The organism is Gymnodinialimonas sp. 57CJ19 (assembly GCF_038396845.1).
Lineage (GTDB): Bacteria > Pseudomonadota > Alphaproteobacteria > Rhodobacterales > Rhodobacteraceae > Gymnodinialimonas.
Genome location: NZ_CP151587.1, coordinates 3,824,240 through 3,842,588 on the forward strand (window position 1 = coordinate 3,824,240; position 18,349 = coordinate 3,842,588).

Consider the following 18,349-nt stretch of genomic DNA (forward strand, 5'->3'; position numbering starts at 1 on the left):
AACTCCGGGGGTATGCGCATCCCTTGGATGCGCAAAGGGGGCTGGCCCCCCAAAGCGCTCCGCCCGCCCCAATCACGGCGCCCGCGCACTACTCGGCCGCGCGATACGGCGCCCCTTCTCCATAAGGCACATTCACCCCGCCATAGCGCCGGACCCGGATATTGCACTGCTCGGCGTGGCCCACGAAGCCCTCCAACATGCAGAGCCTTGACCCATATTCCCCCATCAACGTCGCAGCCTCATCGCTCACAATCCTCTGGTAAGAATGCGTCTTCAGAAACTTCCCGACCCATAAGCCGCCCGTATAGCGCCCCGCCTTCTTCGTCGGCAGCGTGTGGTTGGTGCCAATAACCTTGTCCCCATTCGCCACATTGGTGCGCGGCCCCAGAAAAAGCGCCCCATAGCTGGTCATATTCTCCAAAAACCAATCATCCCGGTCCGTCATCACCTGAATATGCTCCGAGGCGATCTCCTCGGACACGGCCAACATCTCGTCATAGCTGTCGCACAGGATCACTTCGCCGTATTCCTCCCAACTCACCCGCGCCGTCTCTGCCGTCGGCAGGATTTGCAGTATCCGCGCGATCTCCGCCAATGTCGCCTCTGCCAAGGCACGAGAGTTGGTGATCAACACCGCCGGAGAGTTATATCCATGTTCCGCCTGCCCCAGCAGGTCCGTGGCGCATAATTCCGCATCCACCGTGTCATCGGCGATCACGCAAGTCTCCGTCGGCCCGGCAAACAGATCGATGCCCACACGTCCAAACAACTGCCGCTTGGCCTCCGCCACAAAAGCGTTGCCCGGCCCCACAAGCATATCGACCGCCTCCACGCTCTGGGTTCCCAAGGCCATCGCCCCAACAGCTTGCACACCCCCAAGCACCAGAATCTCGTCCGCGCCGCCTTCCTGCATCGCCGCCACGATCGCCGGATGCGGCGCGCCGTTGACCGGCGGGGCCGAGGCCACGATCCGCTTCACCCCGGCAACCTTGGCCGTCAGCACCGACATATGCGCCGAGGCCACCATCGGGAACTTGCCCCCCGGCACATAGCACCCGACCGAGTTCACGGGGATATTCTTATGGCCAAGGATCACCCCCGGCATCGTCTCCACCTCTATATCGGTCATCGAGGCCCGCTGCGCCTCGGCAAAGCGCCGGATTTGTTTCTGTGCGAAGCGGATGTCTGCCATCTCCCGGCTCGACACCTTCTGCATCGCCGCTTCAATCTCCGATGTACTCAGCCGAAACGCCTCCGGCTCATAGCCGTCGAACTTGGCCGATAAATCGCGCACCGCCGCGTCGCCTCGGGCCTCGATATCCGCCAATATCCCCTCCACGGTGCCACGCACCTTGGCGTCGTCATCTGCCCGCTCCTGCGCAGGCTTTCCACGCTTTAGATATTCGGCCATCTGGCATCCCTCCCCTGTCATTCCCCCCAAGGATACAAACGCCGCGCCCTGCTTCAAGACGATTCTGCATACGAATGCAAAGAATGCCAAATCGCCTCCAAGCCAACGCGCCACACCCACGCTTCCTTGTTCGAAAAATATCCTCGGGGGATTTGAAAGGGGGCAGACAGCCCCCTTCACGGGGGTGTGGGGGCAGCGCCCCCACGCGGTCGGCGGCAAAGCCGCCGAACCCCCGAGCTATCGGTCAATACAACGTCTCGCGCAGCCACGCCGTCACGTCTTCCACCACCCGATCCGTCAGGGCCGGGCTCAGGATATCGCCCGCAATCACATGGTGGACCGGGTCGCCCCCCTGTTCCGGCACAGCCACGGGAACCAACGTCACCTCCCCACCCCAACCTTGGGCGAATGCCCGCAGCGCCGGGGCCGAAATCACCTGATCCGTATCAGCAAACATAAATAGCGCGGGCGTCCTCACGCTGCTGTAATCCCTCGCCCTTGTCTCCCTCAGCAAGGTGCCAAGGGTCACTGTCGCCTCTGTGGGATAGGCCGTCGTCCAATAGGCTTCGTGGTTCTCATTCACCGCCTCAAAAGACCGTTCTGCCCCGGCAATCCATGGCCCCCAGACCCTTGCCAGCGGTAATTCCAACAACGCTCCCGCCGGATTGGCCAACTCGTAATTCGCCGAGATCAGCACCATCGCCGCCACGTCCTGTGCCATTTCCGTGTCGCTGGCAGCCCAGGACGCCAAGGTCGCCCCGGTAGAGGTTCCAATCACCACAACCCGGTCGCCAATGCCCCGTGCCAATCGCAACATCGCCACGGTCTCGTCCAGCCAATCCCCGGCGCGGGGTTCCGCCAGCGCCACCCCGGACCTGCCGTGGCCGGGCAGCCTTGCAAAGATCAGGTTCGCCCCCAACGCCTCGGCTACCCGGTCAGGCACCGGGCGGATTTCCTCCGATGTGGCCGAGAACCCGTGCAGATACAGCACCACAACATCGCTTTGCGCACCCGGTTCCGTCGCCCAGACAATCCGCGCCTCTGTGCCTTCGGTGATGTCATCAAACCGGGCTTCCCGCGCCGCGAGCCAGCCATCGGGATCGTCCAGATCGGGTGCCTCGACGGCTCCACGCTGGACCTGCTCCACCGGCCCAAGATACAGGAAGGCGACCATCACAATCGCCACCAGCACGATGATCCGCACCAAGCCCCGGATCATCCTAGCCATGGGCCAGGACCTCCTCCACAGACCGCGTGATCGTGTCCAGACAGGCAGGGTCCGAGAACCGGTGATCGGCATTTTTCACCAGTTCCAACCGCACATCCGGCCCCTCGATATGGTCCAGCACCCCAAGGGCCACATCCATCGTCACATCCACATCCGCTGTGCCCTGCAACATCCGAACCGGCACGTCGATGCGCAACGGCTCGGTCAAGACCAGATGATCCCGCCCGTCCTCGATCAACCGCTTGGTAATGATCATCGGCTCGCCGTATTCCGAAGGCAGCGCAACCTGCCCCTCCTCCATCAAGGCCTTGCGTTTTTCCTCGTCCCATACCTTCCAATAGCCGTTCTCGGTGAAATCGGGCGCGGCCGCGACGGTCACAAGCCCCGCCACCCGGTCGGGCCGGTGCTTGGCCATCAACAGGCTGATCCAGCCGCCCATGCTGGAGCCCACAATCACCTGCGGCCCTTCGGTCAGCGCATCAATCGCCGCCATGGCATCCTCGGCCCAATCACCAATGCACCCTTCGGTAAACTGCCCCGAGCTCGCCCCGTGGCCCGAGTAATCGAACCGCAAGAACTCCCGTCCAGACCGCCGCGCCCAAGCCTCCAGATGCATCGCCTTGGACCCGGTCATATCCGAGCGCAGACCGCCCAGAAACACCACGCCCGTCCGGCGGCCCGAGAATTTGTGATAGGCAAGACGGCGTCCCGCGTCGGTCTCTAGATACTGCATCTCGGCCAAGGATTATCCCTCCGGTTCTGGCGCTGATTTTCGGCGCTTAATTTCTCGCGCAGACCCTGCCCCGCCGGGCCCGTTTCCGCAATCCCGCCCGTCCCCCATGGGCGGAGCATTGCCAAACTCCCGTGGCCATCAAATCATCGGCCAGCCTGTCCATGGCCCCTCCTGAAAACGCTCAGCGACCCGGCCCGCCGCACCTGCCTCATCCCTTCGCGTTCTCCCATGGCCGGTCCCCCTCCCCGATCTGAAACCTCAATCCCCCACGGCCCACTTCGACGTCATGAACCACATCCAACTAGCGCGGTTCTCCCTTCGCGCCCTCACCGCCCTGCCCTTGCAAGAAACGCGCGACCGTCGCCCCCCCAAGGGCGGTGTTCCCAAGCAGCGTTACCCCGCCCGCTCCTTCATCTTGGCCAATACAACTCAATCCAGCCCCCTCGCCGCGCGTAGCCGTTGACATTTCCCACCCCCGCCGCGAAAACGCGGCCACATACATACCCGCAACCGGGCGTTTCGTAGGCGCCAAACTGACGAGGAGCCGGAAAAATGGCCCAAATCTCCCTCACTTTCCCCGATGGCAACGCGCGTGACTTTGACGCTGGCATTACCCCCGCCGAAGTCGCCTCCAGCATCTCTTCATCTCTGGGCAAGAAAGCCATCTCTGCCACGGTCAACGGCGAACACCATGACCTCCAGTGGCCGATTGAGGCCGACGCCACCGTGGCCATCCACACCCTCAAAGACGACGCTCAAGCGCTCGAGCTGATCCGCCACGACTGCGCCCACATCATGGCCCGCGCGGTGCAGGAACTGTGGCCCGATGTCAAAGTCACCATCGGCCCCGTGCGTGACAACGGTTGGTTCTACGACTTTGACCGGGAAGAGCCTTTCACCCCCGATGACCTCGGCGCGATCGAGGCGAAGATGAAGGAAATCATCAACGCCCGTGACGCCGTTCGCACCGAAGTCTGGGACCGCGACCGGGTCCGCGCCCATTACGAATCCACCGACGAGCCTTACAAAGTCGAACTCCTCGACCGCATCCCCGGGGATGAGCCGATCCGCATGTATTGGCACGGCGAATGGATGGACCTCTGCCGGGGTCCGCACCTGCAACACACGGGCCAGGTGCCCGCCGATGCATTCAAACTCATGTCCGTGGCTGCCGCCTATTGGCTTGGCGACAACACCCGCCCGATGTTGCAACGCATCTACGGCGTGGCGTTCAAAAACCGGGACGACCTCAAGAAACACCTGAACTTCCTGGAGGAAGCTGCCAAGCGCGATCACCGTCGCCTGGGCCGGGAAATGGACCTGTTCCACATGCAGGAAGAAGCGCCCGGGCAGGTTTTCTGGCACCCCAACGGCTGGACCGTCTACACCGAGCTGCAAGACTACATGCGCCGCAAGCAACGCGCCGGCGGCTACGTCGAGGTCAACACCCCCCAACTGGTGAACCGCAAACTGTGGGAGGACTCCGGCCATTGGGACAAATACCAGGAGAACATGTTCATCGTCGAAGTGGACGAGGATCACGCCCGTGAAAAGGCGGTCAACGCCCTTAAGCCAATGAACTGTCCCTGCCACGTTCAGATTTTCAACCAGGGCCAGAAGTCTTACCGGGATTTGCCCCTGCGTATGGCTGAATTCGGCTCTTGCGCGCGGTATGAGCCTTCGGGTGCGTTGCACGGCATCATGCGGGTGCGCGGCTTTACCCAAGACGATGGCCACATCTTCTGCCGCGAAGATCAGATCGAGGAAGAAACCAAGGTCTATATCGACTATCTGACCTCGATTTACCAAGATTTGGGCTTCCCCGAATTCCGGGTCAAATTCTCCACCCGCCCCGAGGTCCGCTCGGGCAGCGATGAGATCTGGGACAAGGCCGAAGACGCGCTTTTGCGCGCCACCCGTGCCGCCGGGATCGAGCCAGAGATGAACCCCGGCGAAGGCGCCTTCTACGGCCCCAAGCTGGAGTTCGTCCTGACCGACGCCATTGGCCGCGATTGGCAATGTGGCACCCATCAGGTGGATTTCGTCCTGCCCGAACGGCTCGACGCGACCTTCATCGCCGAGGATGGTGCCAAGCATCGCCCCGTCATGTTGCACCGGGCTTGTCTTGGCAGCTTTGAGCGGTTCATCGGCATCTTGATCGAGGAACACTCGGGCAAGCTGCCGTTCTGGCTGACACCGCGTCAGGTCGTTGTGGCCTCTATCGTGTCCGACGCCGATGATTTCGTTCACGACACCGTCGCAGCCCTGCGTGCCGCCGGGGTCCGGGCCGAGGCCGATATCCGCAACGAGAAGATCAACTTCAAGGTGCGCGAGCATTCCGTGGGCAAAGTGCCCGTGATCCTTGCCGTGGGCCGGCAGGAGGTTGAGAACCGCACCGTGACCCTGCGCCGACTGGGCGAGAAACAGACGCAGGTCGTGCCTTTGGCAGAAGTGATCGACAGCCTCTCAGCCGAGGCCGTCGCACCAGATTTGCGTTAGTTTGTTGACGCCGCGCGCCTTGTGTTGGCGCGCGGCATTAACGTTCGGTTAACCTACAATCGCACTTTCGCCACATTTCGGCCCCCCTTCCGTCCCACCTTGTCCGGTATACAGCTTTCGACGCCGGAGAACCGGCGCAAGGTAGGTTTCGAGTATGCAATTAACTAACCAACTTTCGCACTCAGCAGAGCTGTGTCTGGACGAGAGATCGGAAGCCTCAGAACCGGTCCAGGTGCCGACGCTTCCCAAACAGGCTTTCGCCGCACAGACCCCCGTCCAAACCGAGCAAGGCTTTCAGGCGCTAAGCGAATTGTCCGTTGGGCAACTGGTCTTGACCCGTCTTGGCACGTTGGAGCCGATCACCAAAATCGAGCATTTCCACTTCACGAAGCGCCAGCTTCACGACATGCCCGACGCCGCGCCGGTGCGCTTTGACCCCGATGCGCTGCCCTCCATGACCGCGACATCGGCCGTTCTCCTCTCAGCTGATTGTCCGGTTTCGTGGACGGAAGACCCCAACAGCCTGACCCGGTTTCCCGCCAAAGCGTTTTGCGATGGTGGCATGATCCGCCGGGTGATCCCGGAAGAAGGCATCCACTTCATCCGTCTGCACCTGCCCTCTACGCAACAAATCTGTGCGGGCGGTATTTGGGTGGAATTGGATGTCGACGGCACCACCGATGAGGCCCGCGATGTGCAGGTGCCGCAGTTGGTTCAGGACATCCGTATTTTCCGGCCTATCCCGGCCTAGCCGCGTCGGCCGCCGTATCTCTGCAATCTGGGGCAGGACGGCGGACACGAAGCGGCCGGAACCGCAGTGGCATTCTGCCCGCGGCACCTGGCGATCGCCTAGAAGTGGGCGCGTTCTTCGTCCGGACGCCCTGCGGCGATCGCCAGAACCCCACCCAGACCACACATGGCAATAGGGAACATGGTAAAGACGCCGAACCCGAAGCCATAAAGCATCCCCGCAGCGGCCAGCAGCATCAACACGCCGCCCCAAAGCGCCCGCGCCTTGGCCATGGCCCCGCCGGCAATCGCCAGAAGCGGCGACACGAACGCCATCGTGCGGTAAAGCTGTGGGTTATCAACCTGATACGCAAGGTCCGGGATTTCCCCAAACCAATCAATGAACACCGTGTAGCCGTAGACAAAGAAGCCCACGATCATGGCGAGAACGCCGCCAATCAATCCAAGAACAAGGGCCGCGTTGCGCATTTAGGTGTCTCCGTCATTGTTGCGTTGGATATCAGATGGGGCCACGGAGGCCGTGTCAGCAGGGTGAAACACGGCGTCCGTTTCCCCCCTGCTCAGACGCCGTAGTGTGCTTGCACGTCCTTGGTCCAGCCCAGGGTCAGCGCGCCATCCTTTTCGATCACCGGGCGTTTCATCACCGTGGGATGCGCCGCGATCAGAGCCACCGGGTCCATCGCCCGCTCCGCCTCGGACAACCCGCGCCATGTGGTGGAGCGTGTGTTGACCAGCGCCTCTCCGAAGGTGCTGTGGAAAGCCGCGATCTGCGCGGCGTCCAAGGGCGTGGCCCGGATATCCACCAGTTCTGCCCCCAATGCCTTCGCCGCCTTGCGGCAGGTGTCGCAGGCCTTAACCCCGTATACGCGCATGATCTTTTCCTTCGGTCCCTTTGTCCGCCCAATACATAAGCAAACTCGCGCCGCTGTACCACCGGGGCAAAACAGGGTCTTGAGTTCCGCGAAAATCCCCGCATCATTTCACCATGCGCTGCACGCAACCGCGCATCACACCGCCGCAACGTCTGTGGGCGGGCTTTATTATGGGAAGACACGGGAACATGCCGACTGGGACAGTGAAGTGGTTTAACACCACGAAAGGTTTTGGATTCATCGCACCTGACACAGGCGGGAGCGACGTTTTCGTCCACATCTCTGCCGTGGAGCGGGCGGGCTGGACGGACCTGCCGGACGACACGAAGCTAAGCTATGAGCTGCGCGAGGGCCGCGACGGCCGCGAAAGCGCGGTGGAGTTGGTTAAGGTATAAACCGTAGACCGGGCCTCGGCCCGGTCTACAGGGGCGGACACGTTAGACCACCGTCGAGTGTCCCCCCCTAGCCGCGCATCGGCGGGCCGTGGTACGGCGATCGGACGAGTGTTTTTGCCACTTTATGGTAGCTGCTTAGGCGCTTTCTATCGGAGGAGCGCCAAGCCTTGTCGAGTGTCCCCCCACAAGCCGCGCATCGGCGGGCCGCGGTGCGGCGATCCTGCGGGTTTTTTTGCCACTTTATGGCAGCCGCTTAGGCGCTTTCTACCGGAGGAGCGCCAAGCCTTGTCGAGTGTCCCCCCACAAGCCGCGCATCGGCGGGCCGCGGTGCGGCGATCGGACGAGTGATTTTGCCACTTTATAGTAGCCGCTTAGGCGCTTTCTATCGGAGGAGCGCCAAGCGTTGTCGACGTCCCCACAAGCCGCGCATCGGCGGGCCGCGGTGCGGCGATCCAACGGGTGTTTTTGCCACTTTATGGTAGCCGCTTAGGAGCTTTCTATCGGAGGAGCGCCAAGCCTTGAGGAATCGCCGTGCCGGGGGGCGGCCCGGCGATGCGCGGCGGCCTGTGGCCTTGATTCCGCGCTTGGGGGGATTAGCGCCTTGGAAAGCGGTTGAAATCACTGGAATTTGGAAGCCACGTAGTTAACAAAAGCCGAACACAGAACAAGCATTAGTCTTGCTTCGTGTTCCGTTACACCATCGCTTCCACCTAAAAGTGCATGACGGACCCCGCTTTCGTCAGATGTCCATCCGTACAGGTTTAATATACCAGATCGTAGTGCCGGTTGGAGAACCAATCCGTTTTTCTCGGCTGCGGATAGCGCAGCTGACATGTTTTTATTCTTTTCCCCGTTAAAGGCCGTGAACGCCGACTCAACAGCAGATATGCTCTCCTTGACAGAGTTCCTATAATCCGGCGCTTCGCGATCGGAGTATTTTCTTAATGCCATCGAAATATGCGCCTTCGCGTCTGAATATTTGTTCGGTGCATTAAGCGCGGACTCAATTTCTACTATTTCAGACTCGTCAGTAATCTCTGAAAGAGTGTCGCCGACAAACCGATAAGCAGATTTCTCACTTTGCAGTAGATCATTAACAGCGGAAGTAAATTTCTCGGAGGAATTTCGAAGTTCGTTAGCCGATGTGCTGTTTTCCTGAAGGTGCTGCAAATCCGAAAAGAATTGAATCAGGTCGTACTTCTCGTTCCACTTCGATTGATCATACCAATCCCGAATAACAGCGACAGTTGTGTTAACAGTTTCAGGAATTTCATCAACCCGAGCGCCAAAGAAATCGTCCCACAACAGAAAGAAAAGCAATCTCGAAACCGAGTCTTCATTGAGAAAATAAGCTCGTTCCTGGATGAAGTGGCGGAGGAATAAGGACCAAGCCCGATTGGCGAGGCGCTCGTCCATATCTTCACGTTGGACGCTTGTCCTAGGTGAGATTAAGCCAATGCGTTGGGAAAAGCGTCTACTCACTCAAACGCCCCCATCAGCTCCCGCCATTCGCCTTTGCTCATGCCTGACGACTCCTGCGTCACCTCTTCGCCCGCAAGCCGCCGCTTCAGCACTTCGACGCCCTTGGCGGACAGGTTGATCCCGCCCATGCGGTAGTCCTCGAAGGCGCCGTAGGCGGCGGGGACCCAGTCTTTGACCATTTCGCAGATGGCGTCGGCGTAGACGCGGATCTCGTATTGGGCGTGCTCATCGGCGCGCAGGCGGAGGAAGTGGAACAGGTTGTGCAGGTCCACTTTCCAGTACCATTGGGTGTAGATGTTGGCGGGCAGGTTCATGCGGGCCAACTCGCGGGCGAGGCCTTGTTGGCCATCATCGGACAGCATCTCTTGGTAGTGATCGTAGGCGCGGGTCGCGTCGTCTTTGAGCATGCGCAGGACACGTTCGGCCTCTTCGCCCTCCAAGGTCGCGCCGCGGCCTTGGTTGTTCACCACGCTTTGTGCGGCCAGTTGATCAGGCTGGGGGATGTAGAACTCCCGGTCGAGGATCGAGTAGCGGGCGGAGTATTCGTTCACGTTGGCGGTGCGGTGGCGGATCCACTGACGGGCCACGAAGACGGGCAGTTTGACGTGGAGCTTCAGTTCACACATCTCAAACGGGGTAGAGTGCCAGTGACGCATCAGGTAGCGGATCAAGCCACTGTCATCACGGGCTTTTTTGGTGCCTGCGCCGTAGGACACACGGGCGGCTTGGACGATGGCGGCATCGTCGCCCATATAGTCGATGACCCGAACGAAGCCATGGTCCAGCACCGGCTTGGCCTCGTAGAGGTGCTGTTCCATCCCCGGAGCAACGGCCCGAAGGGTGGGCTGGGGATTGGCGCGAGAGGCTTGGATATCCTCCAGTTGTTCAGGGGTCAGGGGCATGACATTTGTCCTTGTGGAGGAATCAGGTTGGCGAGGGCCTTAAGGCCACATATTGCCCTAAGCGGCAAACCAATCGCAAGATAATGAGGCACGATGACAAGCGACGGCGTGGCGAAACTGGAACGGATGACAGCGGGATGGCCCGGCGTCATGGTGTTTTTCGCCAAGCTTTTATGGGCGGCGCTGTTTGGCGTGATGATCTTGTCGGCGATCATCGCCACAAGATTGATCTGGAACGACGACTGGCCCCTTGCACGGTATGACGCATTGGTGGTGTTCGCCGTGGTCACGCAGATCGTGTTCATCTGGCGCGGGTTGGAAACGTGGGAGGAGGCGAAAGTCATCCTCATCTTCCACATCACCGGCACCTTGATGGAGATCTTCAAGCTGGCGCAGGGATCATGGGATTACCCCGACCAAGGCATTCTGGAAATCGGTGGGGTGCCGCTGTTTTCGGGCTTCATGTACGCCAGCGTCGGCAGCTTCATTGCCCGCGCGATCCGGTTCTTTCACATCCAGTTCGCCCCCTATCCGCCGTTCTGGGCGACCTATGTGCTGGCCGTGGCCATCTACGCGAATTTCTACACGCACCATTACACTTACGATATTCGGTGGGTGCTGTTTGCGGCCACGTTGGTCTTGTTTTGGCGCACCAGGATCTGGCTGTTTATCCGGCGCAAGCCCATCGCCATCCGCCTGCCCGTCGGCGCGTTCGCGTCGGCATGGTTGCTGTGGATCGCAGAGAACGTGGGCACCTTCACCCAGACGTGGAGCTACGCGGTGCAAGGCGACATTGGCCTTGTGGATATCGGCAAGTTCGGGTCGTGGTATTTGCTGCTGTTCGTGGCCTTTGTGACGGTCACACTGGTGGTGCGTGACGCCATGTACGACGCCGAAATCCACCCCTCCCCTCGCAAATGTGACTGAACGGCGGGGTAGTTTTTGCCCCCTCCATGGCGCTACACTGTCGTGTAAAGCCGATCCCGCCCCATTCCTGAGAGGCGCGACGGCACAATGGAGACTTTGACTATGGCAATTCGCTACCTGCATACGATGGTGCGCGTGAAAGACCTGGACGCCTCGATCGCGTTCTTCAAACTTCTGGGGCTGGAAGAGACCCGGCGGATCGAGAATGAGGGCGGGCGGTTCTCGCTCATCTTCATGTCGCCTCCGGGCCAAGAGAACGCCAGTGTCGAGCTGACCTATAACTGGGACGGCGACGAAGGCTTGCCTTCGGACAGCCGCCACTTTGGCCACCTCGCCTACCGTGTCGATGACATCTACGCCACCTGCCAGCATTTGCAGGACAATGGCGTCACCATCAATCGCCCCCCGCGCGACGGCCATATGGCCTTTGTACGCTCGCCCGACAACGTCTCGATTGAGTTGTTGCAGGAAGGGGAGCCTTTGGCCCCGGCGGAGCCCTGGGCCTCCATGGAAAACACGGGGCATTGGTAGGTCAGCGCCTCCTCGGCGCGTCGGCTTACGCCGCTTGCCTCCTCGCAGCTGCGCCGATTGCGGCGCAGGAAGACTGTCGTCTGGCCCTGCAATTGGGGCTGGACGTATCCGCCTCGGTCGATACGGCTGAATACCGGTTGCAGGCGGATGGCCTTGCCGCCGCGCTGATTGATCCGGTGGTGTCAGATGCCTTCTTCAGCGCTCCCGGCCCGGTTGCGCTGTCGGTCTTTGAATGGTCCGGGCGATTTCAACAGGATGTGCTGGTCGACTGGACGCTGATCCGGTCCGAGGCCGACCTGCTGCGCATCGCAGAACGCATCTCCGGATCACAACGGGGCACCCAAGATTACCCCACGGCCCTTGGCTATGCCCTGGGCTTTGCCGCCACCCGCTTCGACGAAGCGCCGGACTGTCTGTTCCAAACCCTCGACATTTCGGGCGATGGGCAGAACAACGACGGTTTCGCCCCTGCTGCCGCCTTCGAGCATTTCGACTTCAACGGGGTCACGGTGAACGGCCTCGCCATTGGCGGCGCGTCAAGAGAGATTGAGGATTACTTCGCCGCCGAGGTCATCCACGGCCCCGGTGCCTTCGTGGAATACGCCCTGAACCACGACCATTTTGCCGAGGCCATTCAGCGCAAATTGGAACGGGAACTGCGAGCGATGATCTTCGGCGGCCTTATCCCGCCCGCCCTGACCCCCTGAAACCCAGGCGCCCTGAAACCGTGGCACCCTAGACGGGCAACATCGCAGCGCCCACGCGGCGGCCTTCAGCCAGCAACACGTTATAGGTCCGACACGCCGCCGGAGAGGCCATGACCTCCAGCCCCAAACCGGCCGCTTCCACGGCGCGGCGCAGGGCGGCGGGGGGATGGGCGATCTCGGCCCCGGTGCCGAGCAGCAACACGTCCACCTCGGTCGCGGCGGCAACCAAGGCATCGGCATCCTCGTAGCCGCCCCAAAGCGCCGCGCCCGAGGGCAGCAGCAAAACCGCGCCGTCAAACTTCTCTCCGCCGACGCGGAAGAAGCCCGGCCCATAGCCGTCCACGGGGTTGCTTTCATCAAACTGCACTTCGTTCATTCGCATCGCTCTATCCCCATATCGGCAGGCCCATCACGCCTGCCACCCCGATCAACACAAACGCAATTGTTCGGTATAGCGCCACGTTACCGGGGCGGAACAATTGCACCCCTACAAAACCACCAAGCGCGTAGGGCAGCAACAAGATCAGCCCCAAAAACAACGCCCGCGCGTCCACCAGCCCTTGCGCCCACATCATCGGCATCACGAAGAGCGAATTCAACGTCAGGAAACAGGCAAGATTGCCTCGGGTCACCGCCACGGGCTGATCGGTGCCAAGGTTGAACAAGATCACCGGGGGGCCGTTCAGGCCGGTCGAGCCGCCGGTAATGCCAGCCAAGGCGCCAACGCCCAGTTGCAGCCCCCGCCCGCCCCGCAAGGGGACTTTCCAACCCGAAACCAGCAGGGCCAGCGTCAGCAGGGTCACCACGCATACGGCGGTGCGGATTGTCACTTCGGAGGCGATGCGCAGAAGGAAGATACCCACCGGCATGAACACGATGGACATCGCCACGACCATCAGCGTTTGGCGTCGGTCAGCCGATTTCCACGCGCCGGGGAAAACTGTCACCAGTGACCCAAGCGCCGACAGGGAAAACGCCGCAATCGCCAGGGCCGGCGACATGAAGATGGTCGCCAGCGGCATGAAGATCAGCGCCGAGCCGAAGCCCGCAAAGCCGTAAACCAATGCCGCTAGAAAGCCCGCACAGATAACCCACTCCAACCCCGGCGTTTGCAGGGCCAGAGCAAGGGCCTCAGGCATCAATATTGGCGAACTGGGTGCCCGATGCGCCGCCGCCGTCCGATGGCTTGGACCAGTCGCGTTTCACGCCGATCATCAGCACCACGTTCTTGGCCACATAGATCGAGGAATACGTCCCCACAACAACGCCCCAAGCGATGGCGAAGACAAAACCACGGATCACATCGCCGCCCAGAACCAGCAGCGCAATCAACGCAATCAGCGTGGTCCCCGATGTCATCAGGGTCCGGCTCAGGGTTTCATTGGCGGACAGGTTCATCACGTCGCGCAGGGCCATCTGTTTGTATTTGATCAGGTTCTCGCGCAGGCGGTCGAAGATCACCACGGTATCATTGATCGAATAGCCCACAATGGTCAGCAGCGCCGCCACGGTGGCCAGCTCAAACCGGATCTGGAACAGGCTGAACACGCCGATGGTCAGGATCACGTCATGGATCAGGGCCGCAACCGCGCCGACGGAGAACTGCCATTCGAACCGCAGCCAGATGTAGACAAGGATCGCCCCGAGCGAGGCCAGGACCGCGATGATCGCGGTCTGAATCAACTCTCCCGAGACCTTGGGGCCGACGGATTCGACCGACGGGAAGGTCATCGCGGGGTCCACGGCCTCTTGCAGGGCGGTCTGGATGGCGGTGATAATTTCGGGTGTCACCGCCTCGGCGCCCTCTTGGGCCTGGATGCGCACGGTGACAACGTGCTGGTCGTCGGCAAAGTTCGGGTCGAACACCTCGGAAATCACCACGTCGCCAAGGTCCAAGGGGTCCAAGGCAGTCCGGTATTCCCCGACATCAACCTGCACCGTACTGTCGGTGCGGATCGTCGTGCCGCCCAGAAAGTCGATACCGAAGTTCAGGCCGACCATGGCCCAGATCACCAGCGACGCGATGACCGCCACGATTGACGCGCCAAAAGTCAGGCGGGCGTGTTTGAAGAAATCGAAGTTGGTCTCTTGCGGGACTAGACGAAGACGCATCACTTATACCTCGATTTTCTTCGGGCGTTTCCGCTCGAACCAGTAGACCACCAAAAGGCGTGTCACGTAGATTGCCGTGAAGACCGATGTCACGATCCCGATCCCCAGCGTGACCGAGAAGCCGCGCACGGGACCCGAGCCGAGCACGAACAGGATCGTGGCAATGATGAACGTCGTGATGTTGGCGTCGATGATGGCGGACAAGGCGCGTTCATAACCCAACTCGATGGCCCTTGCGGGGCCCTTGGCGGTCTTGAGTTCCTCTCGGATACGCTCAAACACCAGCACATTGGCGTCAACGGCCATGCCGATGGTCAACACGATCCCCGCGATGCCGGGCAATGTCAGGGTGGCCCCGATCAGGGACAGGACACCAAAGATCAGCCCCACGTTCAGGATCAACGCGATCGAGGCGAAGACCCCAAACAGGCCGTAGCTGGCAACCATGAAGATCAAGACGGCGGCAAAGGCGATCAGTGCCGCGGTTTGGCCTGCCTGCACGCTGTCCGCGCCAAGCTCGGGCCCGATAGTGCGTTCTTCAAGGAAGGTCATTTCCGCAGGCAATGCCCCGGCACGGAGCAGAATTGCCAGCTCGGTCGAGCCTTCCACGGTGAAGTTGCCGCTGATCTGACCCGCACCGCCGGTAATGGCCGAGCGGATGACCGGGGCGGAAATCACCTCTTCATCCAGTACGATCGCAAAGGGCGCGCCCACGTTGGCGGCGGTGTATTCCCCAAAGGCCCGCGCGCCGGTGGGGTTGAAGCGGAAGGTAACGATGGCCTCTCCGGTCTGTTGGTCAAAGCCCGGTTGGCTGTCCACAAGGTCATCGCCCGTCACGACGGGGGTTTCCTCAAGGATATAGTAGCCGTCCCCCTCATCCACCGACGGCAGCACCATCTGGCGCGAGTCGGTGTCCGCATCGGGGCCGCTGGCGCGCCCGACAACGGGGTGGAAGGTCAACCGGGCGGTGGTACCGATCAGCTCTTTAAGTTCCTGCGCTGACCCGATGCCCGGCACCTGGATAAGGATACGGTCCGCGCCTTGGCGCTGAATGGTCGGCTCCCGCGTGCCAGCCTCATCCACACGGCGGCGCACGATCTCGATACTCTGCTGCAAGGTACGGTCGTTGGTGGCGGCTTGCTCGGCTTCGCTGAGTTGCACCGTGATGACGTCACCGGCCCCGCTGACATCCAAGGTGCTTTCGCCAAAACCACCGGTCAGGCTGACAACCGGCTGGCCCAGTTCGCGCACGGCGGCGAGGGCCGATACCATGCCCTCGGGCTGACTGATGCGCACCTGAAGCAACCCCGGCTCTGCGTCGATGCGGCGGATCGTGCCGACCACATCACGCAGCCCGCGCAGGGCGTCACGCACTTCCGGCCACAGGCTGTCCATGCGCTGAACATAGACGTCTTCCACCTGCACTTCGGCCAGCAGATGCGCCCCGCCCCGCAGGTCCAACCCCAGATTAACCAGCGTCGCAGGCAGGTAACTGGGCCAGGCCGCGACATCCTCGGTCTGTTGCGGTGTTTCCGCGCCCGTCCGCTCAATCTCAGCCAACGCGTCATTGTGCCGTTCTACGGTGCCATAAAAGAAGTTGGGCATCGCAAAACTAAGGCCCACAAGAACCGTCAGTATGATGAACAGCCGGTTCCAGAGAGGGATCTGCAGCATGGGGTCGTCCTTACGTTCTCGGGCCTCGGGGGAAGCGCCGAGAGATCAGTCGTTGGCAGGCTCGGTCTTGGAACGGACCTGAGCAATCGTGGGGCGCAAAACGCGAATCTTCACGTCCTTGGCAATCTCGACCTCAACCTCGGTCTCGTCCTTGACCTTGGTGATCTTGCCGATCAGGCCACCTTGGGTGACAACTTCATCCCCGCGCCGCAGCGCCTCGACCATCGCCTGATGATCTTTCACCTTCTTTTGCTGAGGGCGGATGAGGAAGAAATACATGATCACGAGGATCAGGATCAGCGGAACTACCTGGCCGAAGGCTTCCATGGGCTTGCGTCCTTAAAGTTTCTTGGGTGTCAAACACCCGATGTTGAAAAGTTGCGGCACCCTAAGGGCGCGGTTGACTGAGTGCAATAAGCGCTAACCGCCAAATGGGCATCCCCACCCTGCCGCACAACCCGCGCCTGCAATTCGGTGGCCGGGACTTGCGGCCCCCTGTTGCGACAACGCCGAAAACCGGGTTGGATGACCCAGCCCCAGAAAGACCGCGCCCGTGCAAGAAACGATAACCCTCCCCCTCTCGCCCCCGACCTTCTGGTTGATCGTCCTCGCCGGGCTCATCGCCCTCGGGGTATCACTCGCCATCGCCACAAGGCCGGACACGCCGCCCGGCCCCACGGACAGCCCATGGCAACGCTTCCTCACCCGCAACGGCCTCGGGCAATTCCCGCCCGCCGCTGCCCTGTTCGCGGGCGCGTTCTGGCTGATCCTCGCCCTGACCCTCGCGGGCGGCATCCTGACCACCATCTTCACCGTCCCCTCCGCGTTCTCGGCCTTAACCGACGACCCGGATGATACTACCCTTCGCTGGACCCTCCTCACCCTCACCGCCATGACAGGCGCCTTGGGCGCGGTCGTGGCCTTCCCCTTCACGCTGATCCGCATCGGCCAAACCAAACGCCAGACCGATCTGCAGGACGAGGCGCTGTTCAACGACAAGATCAACGCCGCCGCCACGGACCTCGCCGCGCGCCGCACGGTAACCCGCGTCATTGGAAGGGGAGCGAAAACCCAAGTCTTATCCGAAGAAGAAGATGATCTCGTGACCCGCGCCGCTGCGATTGACCGACTGGAAGGCCTCGCCCTGGAGCGTGCCGACGTCGCCCCCCGCATCGCGCGGATGCTGTCGATCTATGTGCAGGAACTCAGCCGCGATCCGGCCCGTGCCGCCAAACCGACGCCCGCGTTTGAAGGCCGGGCGCAAATGCAGGAATGGGCCAGAGCCCTGCGCCCAATTCAACGCACCGATATGGAACGCGCCGTTCAAAGCCTCGGGCGGATCAACCCAAAAGACGACGACGCCCGCGAAGCCTTTGACCCCAAGAACATCGACCTGCGCCGCTGCAACCTGCAAGGCTTCGACCTGCGCGGTCTGAACTTCCAAGGCATTCAGTTGGGCGAGGCACAAATGCAGGGGGCGAACCTCATCGAGGCGAAGATGCAGGGGGCGTACCTCTTCGGGGCGAAGATGCAGGAGGCGAACCTCTTCGGGGCGAAGATGCAGGGGGCGAACCTCTTCGGGGCGGAGATGCAGGGGGCGGACCTCCGCGAGGCGAAGATGCAGGGGGCGGACCTCCGCGAGGCGAAGATGCAGGAGGCGTACCTCTTCGGGGCGGAGATGCAGGGGGCGAACCTCTTCGGGGCGGAGATGCAGGGGGCGAACCTCTTCGGGGCGGAGATGGATTCATCCACGGATCTGACCGGCGCATCCCTCTGGGGTGTCGCGGTCAGATCCGTGGATGATACGACATTAGCACAGTTACGCCCCCATTGGGACGCCATCATAAACTTCGCAGAGACCCTGCCCGAAGATGCCCCCGCCCATTGGGTCCAGACAGACGACTTCGACTACAACACCTTCCTCACCCAATGGCGCGCCTTCGCTGCTTCCCTCGACCCGCCCGTCACCATCGCCCACGACTACACGCCCTAACCTCTTCGCCCCACCCGGGGCTCCGCCCGTTCGCGGCTCGATGCGTCCACTGGACGCCTCGTCGGCTTTCAGCCGAACCACCGCTCCCCCTCTTCCCCCCTGCGCGCTCCTCTGGCATACCGCGTCCACCACA

The 18,349-nt window shown here is 61.5% G+C and carries 19 protein-coding genes; 7 read left to right on the forward strand and 12 right to left on the reverse strand.

Annotated elements, in window-relative coordinates:
- Window positions 1-88 precede the first annotated feature (88 nt).
- The 3 genes from hisD to AADW23_RS18660 form a co-directional block, all read right to left on the reverse strand.
- Entirely contained in the window at window positions 89-1,411 is a 1,323-nt protein-coding gene (gene hisD, locus AADW23_RS18650; RefSeq protein WP_341862448.1) for a histidinol dehydrogenase, read from the reverse strand.
- 244 nt (window positions 1,412-1,655) lie between these two features.
- Entirely contained in the window at window positions 1,656-2,639 is a 984-nt protein-coding gene (locus tag AADW23_RS18655; RefSeq protein ID WP_341862449.1) for an alpha/beta fold hydrolase, read from the reverse strand.
- Window positions 2,632-3,372 carry an alpha/beta hydrolase gene (locus tag AADW23_RS18660; RefSeq protein ID WP_341864360.1) on the reverse strand — a complete coding sequence of 247 codons (741 nt, stop codon included), beginning with the start codon at window positions 3,370-3,372 and terminating at the stop codon, window positions 2,632-2,634. Before AADW23_RS18660 ends, AADW23_RS18655 begins: the two co-directional genes overlap by 8 nt.
- A 552-nt stretch (window positions 3,373-3,924) precedes the next feature.
- Between AADW23_RS18660 and thrS the strand changes: the two genes are divergently transcribed.
- Both thrS and AADW23_RS18670 read left to right on the forward strand, forming a co-directional pair.
- Window positions 3,925-5,871: a threonine--tRNA ligase gene (thrS, locus tag AADW23_RS18665; protein ID WP_341862450.1), complete on the forward strand. Its 1,947-nt coding sequence runs from the start codon at window positions 3,925-3,927 to the stop codon at window positions 5,869-5,871.
- A gap of 154 nt (window positions 5,872-6,025) precedes the next feature.
- Window positions 6,026-6,622 carry a Hint domain-containing protein gene (locus AADW23_RS18670; protein WP_341862451.1) on the forward strand — a complete coding sequence of 199 codons (597 nt, stop codon included), beginning with the start codon at window positions 6,026-6,028 and terminating at the stop codon, window positions 6,620-6,622.
- Between the two features lie 98 nt (window positions 6,623-6,720).
- Here the strand turns inward: AADW23_RS18670 and AADW23_RS18675 are convergent, their stop codons facing one another.
- Together AADW23_RS18675 and AADW23_RS18680 are read right to left on the reverse strand one after the other, a co-directional pair.
- Window positions 6,721-7,089, reverse strand: a complete 369-nt coding sequence (locus AADW23_RS18675) for a hypothetical protein (protein WP_341862452.1) — start codon at window positions 7,087-7,089, stop codon at window positions 6,721-6,723.
- A gap of 92 nt (window positions 7,090-7,181) precedes the next feature.
- Window positions 7,182-7,493 (reverse strand): ArsC/Spx/MgsR family protein, encoded by a 312-nt coding sequence (locus tag AADW23_RS18680; RefSeq protein ID WP_341862453.1) that lies wholly within the window; start codon window positions 7,491-7,493, stop codon window positions 7,182-7,184.
- Between the two features lie 188 nt (window positions 7,494-7,681).
- Here AADW23_RS18680 and AADW23_RS18685 point away from each other — a divergent pair, with 188 nt between their 5' ends.
- Complete coding sequence (locus tag AADW23_RS18685; protein WP_341862454.1) at window positions 7,682-7,888, forward strand: cold-shock protein; 207 nt, start codon at window positions 7,682-7,684, stop codon at window positions 7,886-7,888.
- Window positions 7,889-8,506: 618 nt separating this feature from the next.
- Here AADW23_RS18685 and AADW23_RS18690 read toward each other — a convergent pair.
- Entirely contained in the window at window positions 8,507-9,370 is an 864-nt protein-coding gene (locus AADW23_RS18690) for an AbiJ-NTD4 domain-containing protein (protein WP_341862455.1), read from the reverse strand.
- Entirely contained in the window at window positions 9,367-10,272 is a 906-nt protein-coding gene (thyX, locus tag AADW23_RS18695; RefSeq protein ID WP_341862456.1) for an FAD-dependent thymidylate synthase, read from the reverse strand. Before thyX ends, AADW23_RS18690 begins: the two co-directional genes overlap by 4 nt.
- 93 nt (window positions 10,273-10,365) lie before the next feature.
- Between thyX and AADW23_RS18700 the strand changes: the two genes are divergently transcribed.
- The 3 genes from AADW23_RS18700 to AADW23_RS18710 all read left to right on the forward strand — a co-directional run bounded on the left by AADW23_RS18700 (window position 10,366) and on the right by AADW23_RS18710 (window position 12,437).
- The gene (locus AADW23_RS18700) at window positions 10,366-11,199 is read left to right on the forward strand and encodes a DUF817 domain-containing protein (protein ID WP_341862457.1); all 834 of its coding nucleotides are present in this window, start codon (window positions 10,366-10,368) and stop codon (window positions 11,197-11,199) included.
- Between the two features lie 102 nt (window positions 11,200-11,301).
- Window positions 11,302-11,730, forward strand: a complete 429-nt coding sequence (locus tag AADW23_RS18705; RefSeq protein WP_341862458.1) for a VOC family protein — start codon at window positions 11,302-11,304, stop codon at window positions 11,728-11,730.
- Entirely contained in the window at window positions 11,724-12,437 is a 714-nt protein-coding gene (locus tag AADW23_RS18710; RefSeq protein WP_341862459.1) for a DUF1194 domain-containing protein, read from the forward strand. The genes AADW23_RS18705 and AADW23_RS18710 overlap by 7 nt, the downstream gene beginning before the upstream one ends.
- A 28-nt stretch (window positions 12,438-12,465) precedes the next feature.
- Here the strand turns inward: AADW23_RS18710 and AADW23_RS18715 are convergent, their stop codons facing one another.
- The 5 genes from AADW23_RS18715 to yajC are packed head-to-tail and all read right to left on the reverse strand — an operon-like array spanning window position 12,466 to window position 16,550.
- The gene (locus AADW23_RS18715; RefSeq protein ID WP_341862460.1) at window positions 12,466-12,819 is read right to left on the reverse strand and encodes an Mth938-like domain-containing protein; all 354 of its coding nucleotides are present in this window, start codon (window positions 12,817-12,819) and stop codon (window positions 12,466-12,468) included.
- Window positions 12,820-12,823: 4 nt separating this feature from the next.
- Complete coding sequence (locus tag AADW23_RS18720; RefSeq protein ID WP_341862461.1) at window positions 12,824-13,576, reverse strand: sulfite exporter TauE/SafE family protein; 753 nt, start codon at window positions 13,574-13,576, stop codon at window positions 12,824-12,826.
- Window positions 13,569-14,549, reverse strand: a complete 981-nt coding sequence (gene secF, locus AADW23_RS18725) for a protein translocase subunit SecF (protein WP_341862462.1) — start codon at window positions 14,547-14,549, stop codon at window positions 13,569-13,571. Before secF ends, AADW23_RS18720 begins: the two co-directional genes overlap by 8 nt.
- A gap of 3 nt (window positions 14,550-14,552) precedes the next feature.
- Window positions 14,553-16,223, reverse strand: coding sequence for a protein translocase subunit SecD (gene secD / locus AADW23_RS18730; protein ID WP_341862463.1), 1,671 nt, complete (start codon window positions 16,221-16,223; stop codon window positions 14,553-14,555).
- A 45-nt stretch (window positions 16,224-16,268) separates the two neighbouring features.
- A complete protein-coding gene (yajC, locus tag AADW23_RS18735) occupies window positions 16,269-16,550 on the reverse strand; it encodes a preprotein translocase subunit YajC (protein WP_068364439.1) in 282 nt (93 codons plus the stop codon).
- Window positions 16,551-16,776: 226 nt separating this feature from the next.
- On the opposite strand from yajC, the gene AADW23_RS18740 reads away from it, so the two are divergent.
- Window positions 16,777-18,216 (forward strand): pentapeptide repeat-containing protein, encoded by a 1,440-nt coding sequence (locus tag AADW23_RS18740; protein WP_341862464.1) that lies wholly within the window; start codon window positions 16,777-16,779, stop codon window positions 18,214-18,216.
- Window positions 18,217-18,349: the final 133 nt, after the last annotated feature.